General features: G+C 69.2%; 10 protein-coding genes. 3 read left to right on the forward strand and 7 right to left on the reverse strand.

The window, feature by feature from the left end; translation table 11 throughout:
* Positions 1-627: hypothetical protein (locus ACLML9_RS25615; protein WP_411947913.1), on the forward strand; the 627-nt coding region annotated here is incomplete at its 5' end.
* A 446-nt stretch (positions 628-1,073) separates the two neighbouring features.
* On the opposite strand, the gene ACLML9_RS25620 is transcribed toward ACLML9_RS25615, so the two are convergent.
* Positions 1,074-1,265, reverse strand: a complete 192-nt coding sequence (locus ACLML9_RS25620) for a hypothetical protein (protein ID WP_411947914.1) — start codon at positions 1,263-1,265, stop codon at positions 1,074-1,076.
* A gap of 64 nt (positions 1,266-1,329) precedes the next feature.
* On the opposite strand from ACLML9_RS25620, the gene ligD reads away from it, so the two are divergent.
* Entirely contained in the window at positions 1,330-2,268 is a 939-nt protein-coding gene (gene ligD, locus ACLML9_RS25625; RefSeq protein ID WP_411947915.1) for a non-homologous end-joining DNA ligase, read from the forward strand.
* A 390-nt stretch (positions 2,269-2,658) separates the two neighbouring features.
* On the opposite strand, the gene ACLML9_RS25630 is transcribed toward ligD, so the two are convergent.
* The 6 genes from ACLML9_RS25630 to pcaH are packed head-to-tail and all read right to left on the reverse strand — an operon-like array spanning position 2,659 to position 8,640.
* The gene (locus tag ACLML9_RS25630) at positions 2,659-3,870 is read right to left on the reverse strand and encodes an acetyl-CoA C-acetyltransferase (RefSeq protein ID WP_411947916.1); all 1,212 of its coding nucleotides are present in this window, start codon (positions 3,868-3,870) and stop codon (positions 2,659-2,661) included.
* Between the two features lie 18 nt (positions 3,871-3,888).
* Positions 3,889-4,668 carry an IclR family transcriptional regulator gene (locus ACLML9_RS25635; protein WP_411947917.1) on the reverse strand — a complete coding sequence of 260 codons (780 nt, stop codon included), beginning with the start codon at positions 4,666-4,668 and terminating at the stop codon, positions 3,889-3,891.
* Entirely contained in the window at positions 4,665-5,897 is a 1,233-nt protein-coding gene (gene pcaD, locus ACLML9_RS25640; RefSeq protein ID WP_411947918.1) for a 3-oxoadipate enol-lactonase, read from the reverse strand. Before pcaD ends, ACLML9_RS25635 begins: the two co-directional genes overlap by 4 nt.
* Before the next feature lie 42 nt (positions 5,898-5,939).
* Positions 5,940-7,292, reverse strand: a complete 1,353-nt coding sequence (locus ACLML9_RS25645) for a lyase family protein (RefSeq protein WP_411947919.1) — start codon at positions 7,290-7,292, stop codon at positions 5,940-5,942.
* A gap of 9 nt (positions 7,293-7,301) precedes the next feature.
* Positions 7,302-7,925 (reverse strand): protocatechuate 3,4-dioxygenase subunit alpha, encoded by a 624-nt coding sequence (pcaG, locus tag ACLML9_RS25650; RefSeq protein ID WP_411947920.1) that lies wholly within the window; start codon positions 7,923-7,925, stop codon positions 7,302-7,304.
* A complete protein-coding gene (gene pcaH, locus ACLML9_RS25655; protein WP_411947921.1) occupies positions 7,918-8,640 on the reverse strand; it encodes a protocatechuate 3,4-dioxygenase subunit beta in 723 nt (240 codons plus the stop codon). Before pcaH ends, pcaG begins: the two co-directional genes overlap by 8 nt.
* A 147-nt stretch (positions 8,641-8,787) precedes the next feature.
* Between pcaH and ACLML9_RS25660 the strand changes: the two genes are divergently transcribed.
* Positions 8,788-9,428: CoA transferase subunit A (locus ACLML9_RS25660; protein ID WP_411947922.1), on the forward strand; the 641-nt coding region annotated here is incomplete at its 3' end.

Below are 9,428 nucleotides of genomic sequence, written 5' to 3' on the forward strand. Positions count from 1 at the left end.
GGGCTGAGCCCAGAGATCTTCGTTTCGCCGGTCCTGGACGGATGGACCCTGGTGATGCCGAACCCGTATTCGACCCTGACGCACAAATACGGCGAGGAGCGCTACCAGTATCTGCGAGCTCTGAGCCGCCGATTCGGCGCGGCCCACTACTACAGCCGCGCCGACGACGGTCACGGCTACTACAGCGAATGGTGCATCGCCGAGAACGACGCCATCCTCATCCACACGAGCAGCGGCGACGGGAAGATCGATTTCGATCATGACGAAAGGCCCGCCGCCCCAACATCACTCGAAGACCTGCGCGCATGGCTGGCCGCCCACGATCACCGCCGGGGACACCCGCGCGGCGAACCCCGCAGGCGTATCTACAAGCCCGACCTGAATGCCTTGCGCGCCCGCTTCGGCAAGGACCCGCTGCCGCCCGAAAAGCTGGACACCGCAGTCGAATTCCACCCCATGAGCCAGGAATTCGAGACCGAATGGGAGTACGGCGCCGACGCCGCGGCCTGGCGGCTGTCGGTCGGCCTGGAGACCTTGGGGCCGCACACCCGCGTCGAGGGCACCGGCGTGCTGGTGGTGGAAGCCGCCACCCGCGATCAGATCCGCCGCGGCCGGCTACCGATCTGAGCGGCCCATGCTCAGCTCCCATAGCGGGAGGGTACGTGCGGCGGAACCGATCAGCTGGGGGACCGCGATTCCTGCTGTCGTCAAGACGCATCCCTTCGTCGACGAAAGTCGTTCTGGATCGCATCCGTTCTAGCGGACTCCAGGTGGGGCGAGTGAGCGGTAATGCCGCAGGGCGAGCGGTCGCGGGCGAGATCGACTGTGCCGTGGAAACGTCTATGCCGATGAGCGCGCAACCGAGCGGGTGCACGCTTCTGCCGAAGTGTGTACCTGTTCATGCACGCACGCGCTCTATATCCCAGGACTGGCCGGGTTCCTCGCTGCGCTCGTAGGCGTACACGGGACCGTCAGCGTCGCCGGCTTGCCAGCACAGGAGATCCTACGGCACCCCATGCATCCACGAGCATGCCTGCGTGCGTTGCCCCTTTCTGCGTTTGGACCGCGCCCAGCTACCACGCTTGGACGACATGGCTGCCAATGCCCGCGACCGGCTCGACCAAGCCCACGAGCGACAGTGGCTGGGCGAGGTCGAAGCCCTGCAACAGACGCTGCGCCATATCGACACCAAACGCCAGCAGTTTGCGCCGGCATCGAGTGGAGCACCGGATACACGGACCGATCCGGCCGCGTTCGTCGGGCACCAGCAGAGTTTGCTACTAGTACGCTCAGGAGGGGGTGGCGCACATACCGGCTCCGATGCTGGCGATGTCGGGAAGTCCCCCCGACCCGTCTCTGAACTGGTGTTACGAGATGAAATGGGATGGGCAGCGGGCAGTGTCTCGCTGCGGTGAAGAAGGTTGCCGATTGTGGAGTAGGAACCTGCGCGAGGCTACCGAGTTCTATCCCGACCTCGCCGGGGCATTGTCGACGGCTACCGCAGAGCTCAACAACGGCCTAGTCCTCGACGGTGAGATCGTCGCACCGGACCCCGCTACCGGAGCCCCGGACTTCGCCAGGCTTCAGCAGCGTATGCATTCCAAGCCCACCAACGCGCGACTCGCCGGGGTCCGCGTTGAATACGTGGTGTTCGACGTCCTGTTCGTCGACGCGGTCTCAACGATGGACAAGCCCTATCTCGCGCGCCGCGAGTTACTCGATGACCTCGCTCTCGAGGGCGGACTGATCGGCGTGCCACCGTTCTGGACCGGTCTCGACCCCGAACATCTGCTGGCAGCCGCGGCGCAGGCCGGACTCGAAGGGATCGTGAGCAAGCGCGCCGACTCCAGGTATCGGCCCGGCACCCGCAGCCGTGACTGGATCAAGTCGGCTCTGCGCCGGACTGCCGAGGGGGTGATCGTAGCCTGGCTACCCGGCAACGGTGCCTTCGTCGATACGCTCGGATCGCTGGTGCTCGGCGCACACGAGAACGGTCCCGACCTGCGGTTCATCGGCAGTGTCGGGACAGGGTTCACAATGGCTGATCGCCGGGAACTGCGAGCCGCCCTGGACAGGATCGCTCGGCCGACCAGTCCGCTCGGGGCCGTGCCGGCCACGGTCTCCAAGGTCGCCCGGTGGGTCGATCCGGTTCTGGTCGCCGACGTGGAATATCGCGAGATCACAGGCGACGGAGTCCTGCGCCATCCCAGCTTCCGCGGACTGAGGCCGGACCGCTCACCCGAAGAGATCACCGTGCCGTCAGGTTGATACCGGGTCATAGGCAGGAGTAGCCGACCACGCGAAACCGCTTTGTCGGCCTGCACCCGATCGGGCGCTGCCGGGACCCTTCCGAGCTGTGCACTTAGATCTCGCGAACATGGCCGTGGGCTGCGGGCAGTCGGCTCGCTGACCAGGTGTAACTACTGGTGCGCCATCCAATAATGCGGGGGAATCTCCGGCGGGGAGAGGTACGGCGGCCGCCGCCACACCGGCATAAGCGTATCGATCGGGGTGCATCCGTGAGGACGGGCCGGAAGGGGGGCACGGTTGCCGCGCGGCCATCCGCCGGGTGGTCCTCCCACGACCCTGGACCGATGCCGGGCCGGCCCCGGCGTACAGGTTGTCCGATCCTCGGGATCTGTCTGTTGCGTGGATCCCCTAGACGATGCGTTCGAAAACCGCCGCCAGTCCCTGCCCACCGCCGATGCACATGGTCTCCAGGCCGTAGCGGCCCTCGCGGCGGTCCAGTTCGCGCAACAGGGTCGCGAGGATGCGGGCGCCGGTGGCGCCCACCGGGTGACCCAGGGAGATTCCCGAACCGTTGGGGTTGAGACGTTCGTCGTCGGGCTCGATCTTCCAGTTGCGCAGGACTGCGAGGGTCTGCGCCGCGAATGCCTCGTTCAGCTCGATGACCGACATATCGTCGAGCGTCAGACCCAATCGCGCCAAAGCCTTCTCGGTCGCCGGAACCGGGCCGATGCCCATGGTGCGCGGCGGTACTCCGGCCACGGCCCAGGAGGCGAGGCGGGCGAGTGGCCGCAGGCCCAGGGCGCGGGCGCGCGCGGCGGTGGTGACGATACAGAGCGCGGCCCCGTCGTTCTGACCGCTGGCGTTACCGGCGGTCACGGTGGCGTCGGGATCGACACCGCCGCGGATCGGACGCAGTTTCGCCAGGGCTTCCACGGTGGTGTCGGCGCGGGGGTGTTCGTCGGTGTCGACCAGGATCGGGTCCGATTTCCGCTGTGGCACCGCCACCCCGACGATCTCGTCGGCGAAGCGGCCGGTCTGCTGGGCGGCGACGGCCCGCTGGTGCGACTGCACCGCCAGCGCGTCCTGCTCCGCCCGGCCGATGGAGTATTCGGCGCGTAGATTCTCCGCGGTTTCGATCATGCCGCCCGGGACCGGGAAATTGCTGCCGCCCGCACTGACCCGGGCCCGGGCCAGCCGGTCGTTCAGGGCTATACCGTCGCCTTTGACGCCCCAGCGCATATCGGTGGTGTAGAACTCCGCTTTGCTCATGGATTCGGTACCGCCGGCCAGCACCAGGTCGCTGCCACCGGTGGCGACCTGCATACACGCCTGCAGGACGGCCTGTAGTCCCGAGCCGCAGCGCCGGTCGACCTGCAGGCCGGGCACCGCGACGCCGAGCCCGGCGTCCAGCGCCGCGACCCGGCCGATCGCCGGCGCCTCGCCGTTGGGGGAGGCCTGGCCGAGGACGACGTCGTCGATCTGGTCCGCGGACAGGCCGGTGCGGTCGAGGAGTTCGGTGATCAGGCCGGCGGCCAGGGTTTCCGGGGCGACATCTTTGAACACCCCACCGAACCGGCCCACCGGGGTGCGCAGGGGTTCGCAGATGACGGCGTCGATCATGGCATTCCTTCGTCGTATTCAGGCGCGGTTCTGTACCTGCGCGAGATCGGTGCTGATGGCTGCGGCCGTGGCCAGCAGCGGGGGCAGCAGGTCGGCCCGGACGCTCTCGGTGGTGTACCGGGCGGCGTGGGTGGAGATGTTCACCGCGGCGCACACCGTGCCGGTGTGGTCGCGGATGGGGGCGGCCATCGAGCGCAACCCCTGCTCGAGTTCCTGGTCGACCAGGCAGTAACCGGATTCTCGGGTGCGGCGTACCTGTTCGCGCAGTTCGTCGGCGGTGAGGACGGTGCGGTCGGTGAGCGGGGTGAGGCCGACTTTCGCGAGGTACTCCTCGAACACCGACTCGGAGAGCCCGGCCAGTAGTACCCGGCCCATCGAGGTGCTGTAGGCGGGGAAGCGCGTCCCGATGGTGATCGAGACGGTCATGATGCGGCTGACCGGTACGCGGGCCACATAGACGATGTCCTCACCGTCGAGGATGGAGACCGAGGTCGATTCGTGTACCTGGTTGGCGAGGCTCTCCAGATGGGGCCCGGCGACCTCGGGCAGGCTCAGACTCGACAGATAGCTGTAGCCGAGTTCCAGTACGCGGGGGGTGAGCCAGAACAGTGAGCCGTCGGTGCGCACGTAGCCCAGTTCCACCAGGGTCAACAGGAAGCGGCGCGCGGTCGCCCGGGTCAGGTCGGTGGCCTTGGCGACCTCGCTGAGCGTGCGCCGGGGATGGCCGGCGTCGAAGGAGCGGATCACGGCGAGGCCGCGGCCCAGCGACTGCACGTAGTCCGGTGAGGGTTCGGTCATGGTCGATGTGTTTCCTCGTCGGCGGGTCCGGCCGCGGTGTCGTCGGCCGGGCGGGACCCGACACCGTCGGCCAGTGCCGCCTTGCCGAGTCCGAAGGCGAGGTTACTGTTCGGCACACCCGCGTAGACCGCGGTGTGCAGGAACACCTCGGCGAGCTCGGCCGGCTCGAGCCCGGCCCGCAGTGCCGCGCGGATGTGCATATCGAGCTCGTGGGTGTTGCCCACGGCGGTGAGTACAGCGAGGGTGAGCAGCCGCCGGGTGTGCTGATCCAGGCCGGGCCGGCTCCAGATATCGCCCCAGGCGGTGCGGGTGATGAAATCCTGGAACGGCTCGGTGAATTCGGTGGTTCCGGCCACGGCGCGGTCGACATGGGCGTCCCCGAGCACCGCGCGCCGCGTCCGCATCCCCCGCTCGAATGCCGCGGTGCGTTCGCGCCGGCCGGCGATATGCGCGGTGATCAGCGCCGACACCTCTCCGGCCTGTTCGACATTGGCCAGGTGGGCGGCGGGATCGAGCACGTGCAGTACGGAATTCGCGATCCCGTCGGCGAGGGCGCGCATATCGCCGGGTGTGGTGGCCGGGTCCTGGGCGCCGGCGATCACCAGGGTGGGGGCGGTGATCCGGGCGAGATCGGGGCGCCCGTCCCACTGCGCGAGGGCGACACAGCAGGCGGCGTAGCCCGCGTCCGGCGTGGCGGCGACCATAGCCCGGCTACGGGCGATGAGTTCGGGGTCCCGGGCGGCGAGGCCGGCGGTGAACCAGCGGTCCACCACGGCCTCGGCGAGAGATCCGGTGCCCTCGGCGCGTACCGCGGCGGCCCGGTCGAGCCAGGCCTGCGGGGTACCGAATTTCGCGGCGGTGCAAAGCAGGGTCAGGGTGTGGACCCGGGTGGGATGGTAGGCGGCGATCCGCTGAGCGACTGCACCGCCCAGCGACAACCCGACCAGGTGCACCGCGTCGCGGCCCAGCCGGTCCAGCAGCGCGAGTACATCACCGGCGAGTTCGGCGACGGTGTAATCGCCTGCCGGAGCGGGGGATTCGCCGTGCCCGCGCAGCTCGACGGCGAGTACCTCGTGGCCGGCGGCCAGCGCGGCGATCTGCGGGTCCCACATCGCCCGGTCCGAACCGAGCGAGCCCAGCAGGACGACGGTCGGGGCGTCACCGGTGGGGCCGAAAGCCCGGTAGGAGAGTTCGACGCTCGTGGTCGGATCTGCTGCGGTCGACGCCATATCACCTGTTCCGTTCGGTTCGTTCTCGGTCGTGTCCCCGGGTCACTGTGGCCCGGCGGTTTCGTGGGTGGCCGGACCACCGACCTCGTCACCGCGTTCGTCGAGGACCCGCGTGACGAAATCGGCCGCGTGACCCAGATATCCGGCGGGGTCCAGCAGTTCCCGGACCCGGTCCGCGCCCAGGTATTCGACGATCTCGGGGTCGCTGTCAAATGCCGGCGGGTCGGCGGTGGCCGCGGCGGTGACGATCTCGCGCGCCCGCTCGGTGTGTTCGGACAGTGCCGCGGTCACCCGCTCGGCCAGCAACAACCCGCCGGTGACCGCGAGATTGCGCGACATCGCCGCGGGATCGACCCGCAGCCCGGCCAGGCTCTGGGCGAGCCGGTGGGCGGCGCCGCCGCTGAGGCGGAGCAGTTCGGTGACGGTTTCCCATTCGGCGTGCCAGGCACCGGCGGCACGCTGCATTTCATGGTCCATCGCGCCGAGCGTGGTCGCGACCAGGCCGGGGACACGCCGGGCCGCGGCGCGCGCGGTGATCGCGGCCACCGAGTTCCGTTTATGGGGCATCGCCGACGAACCGCCGGGCGAATCCTCGCTGACCTCACCGAGTTCGGTCGCGGACAGCGCCACGATATCGGTGGCGATCTTGCTCACCGCGCCGGCGGCCACCCCCAGGGCGGTGGCGAGTTCGGCAAGAGGTGTGCGGTCGGTGTGCCACGGCACCCGCTGCGGCGCCAGCCCCAGTTCCGCCGCGAGCGCGTCGGCGACCGCTGGGCCGTGCGGATACAGCGCCGCGAGAGTCCCCGCGGCACCGCCGAACTGGACCGGCAGGTCGGCCAGCGCGGCGGTGACCGAGCCCGCCGCCCGGTCGAGGGCGGCACACCAGCCGGCCGCCAGCGCACCGAAGGTGGTGGGCAGTGCCTGCTGACCGAGGGTGCGCGCGGCCATCGGGGTGTCCCGGTGATCGCGGGCCAGGGTCGCGGCGGAGTCCGCCGCGGCACGCAGGTCGTCGACGACCAGCGTGCCGGCTCGCTGGGCCAGCAGCGAGAGGGCGTTGTCGAGGATGTCCTGGCTGGTGGCGCCCTTGTGGACGGCTGCAGGTGGCACGTTCGCCGCCGCGCAGGCCCGGCGCAGTTCACCGACGAGCGGAATGACCGGGTTACCGCCGGCCACCGCGGCGCTGCCGAGCTGCTCGGGGTCCAGTCGCTCGGCCAGTTCCGGTCCGGCGGCATCGATGGCGGCCGCGTAGTGCTCGTCGAGCACCCCTGTGGCTGCCTGGGCGCGGGCCAATGCGCACTCGACCTGGATCAGTGCGGTGATCCAGGCGCGGTCGGACAGGGTGGCGCCGAGCTCGGCCGCCCCGAAAAGCGGATCGAACAGCTCCCCACGCGGCACTCGGATCTCCTAGAAGTGGAAGAACGGCGTCTCGGCGCCGTCCGGATCGGCGTCCTGAACGACGATGTCGAGGTGGTAACCCTCGGCGGTGGTGGTGGCGATCAGCTTGTGCCGCTGGGCCGCCGGGAGTGCGGACAGGACGGGATCGGCGGCGTTGGCGGACTCTTCGTCGGCGAAGTAGAGCCGGGTGGCCAGCCGGTTGAGCATGCCGCGCGCGAAGATCGACACGTTCAGATGCGGCGCTTCGGTTTCTCCGTCGCCGACCAGGGCCCCGGGTTTCACCGTGGTGAACCGGACGGTACCGGTCGCGTCGGCAGGGCACCGGCCGAATCCGCGGAACCCGGGGTCGGTCTGCGGGCGCGGGTCGTCCGGATGCTGGAATACGCCCTCGCGATTGGCTTGCCAGACCTCCACGAGCGCGTCCGCGATCGGGGTCCGGCTCCCGTCGCTCACCGTCACTGTGACGGTGATGGCACCGTCCGTGCCGGGGGCCACCACGTCGGGGCCGTCCGGCCAGGGCAGTCCGATATGGAGGAAGGGGCCCACGGTCTGCGACGGGGTGGGGCCGAACTCCACCGTGGTGAAATCGCCGGTGGTCACCGGATAGCGGGGGGCGAAATCGGTGTCATTCATCGTGGTCGTCGTCCTCCTCGAACGGGGTCGCGTCGCGGCCGCGCAGCACGATGTCGAACCGGTAGCCCACCGCCCAGTTGTCGGTGGTGGCCTCGTAGTCGAATGCGCTCACCATGCGCTGGCGGGCGCCGTCGGGGACCGAGTTGTAGATCGGGTCCTGGAAGAACATCGGGTCGTCCGGAAAATACATCTGGGTGACCAGGCGCTGGGTGAAGGCGCGCCCGAACAGCGAGAAATGGATATGGGCGGGGCGCCATGCGTTGTGGTGGTTGCGCCACGGATAGATGCCCGGCTTGATCGTGGTGAACGAGTAGTGCCCGTCGCTGTCGGTGAGTACCCGGCCGACGCCGTCGAAATGCGGGTCCAGCGGGGCCGGCCATTGGTCGCCCTGGTGCCGGTAGCGCCCGGCGGCATTGGCCTGCCAGACCTCGACCAGGGTGTTCGGTACCGGTTTGCGGTCGCTGTCGAGGACCCGGCCGTGGACGACGATGCGCTGCCCGATCGCCTCGCCGCCGCGGGCCAGCGTCAGGTCGGCGTCCGCCTCGGTGATCCGTCCTTCGCCGAGCACCGGACCGGTGAGCTCGCCGAGTCGCTGGGGGAGCAGGATCAGCGGCTGTTTCGGGTGACGGAGGGCGGTGGTGCGGTAATCGGCGAAGTCGAGCGGTGCTTCCTCGTCCTTGTCGATACCGCGGTACCGCGGGGGCAGTGGGAGCATGCGCGACCTCGCGTTCGGGATGTGGACATTGCTACGGGATGCGAACAGCATAGGGTCCGGTTTGGGCCGGATCAATCGCCGCCGCTGGGTTCACTATACGCACATGAGTTCACATTCCGCACAAATCTGGTTACTGTGGACCGCGTGATGGACAAAGTCATTGCCACAGCCGCCGAAGCGGTCGCCGATATCCCCGACGGCGCGTCGCTGGCCGTCGGCGGATTCGGACTGGTCGGGATCCCGGAAATATTGATCAACGCGCTGCTCGAACAGGGCGCCACCGACCTGGAGGTCGTCAGCAACAACTGCGGCACCAACGGCTTCGGTCTCGGCGTACTGCTCGCGGCGCACCGCATCCGCCGCACCATCAGCTCCTACGTCGGCGCCAACGAGGAATTCGCCCGCCAGTACCTGTCCGGCGAACTCGAGGTCGAGCTGACCCCGCAGGGCACCCTCGCCGAGCGGATGCGGGCCGGGGGCGCCGGTATTCCGGCGTTCTTCACCCCAGCCGGGGTCGGAACCCAGGTCGCCGAGGGCGGACTTCCGCTGCGCTACGACGGCGCGGGTGGGATCGCGGTGGCCTCCCCGCCGAAGGAGACCCGGGTGTTCGACGGCGTCACCTATGTGCTCGAGCGGGGGATCGTCACCGATTACGCGCTGGTCCACGCCTGGAAGGGCGACCGGCACGGCAATCTCGTCTATCGCGCGAGCGCCCGCAACTTCAACCCGCCCGCGGCCGCGGCCGGCCGGATCACCATCGCCGGGTTCCACCAGATGCTCCACCTGGG

Origin of the sequence: Nocardia sp. NPDC002869, assembly GCF_046764065.1 — a bacterium.
Taxonomy (GTDB): domain Bacteria; phylum Actinomycetota; class Actinomycetes; order Mycobacteriales; family Mycobacteriaceae; genus Nocardia; species Nocardia rhamnosiphila.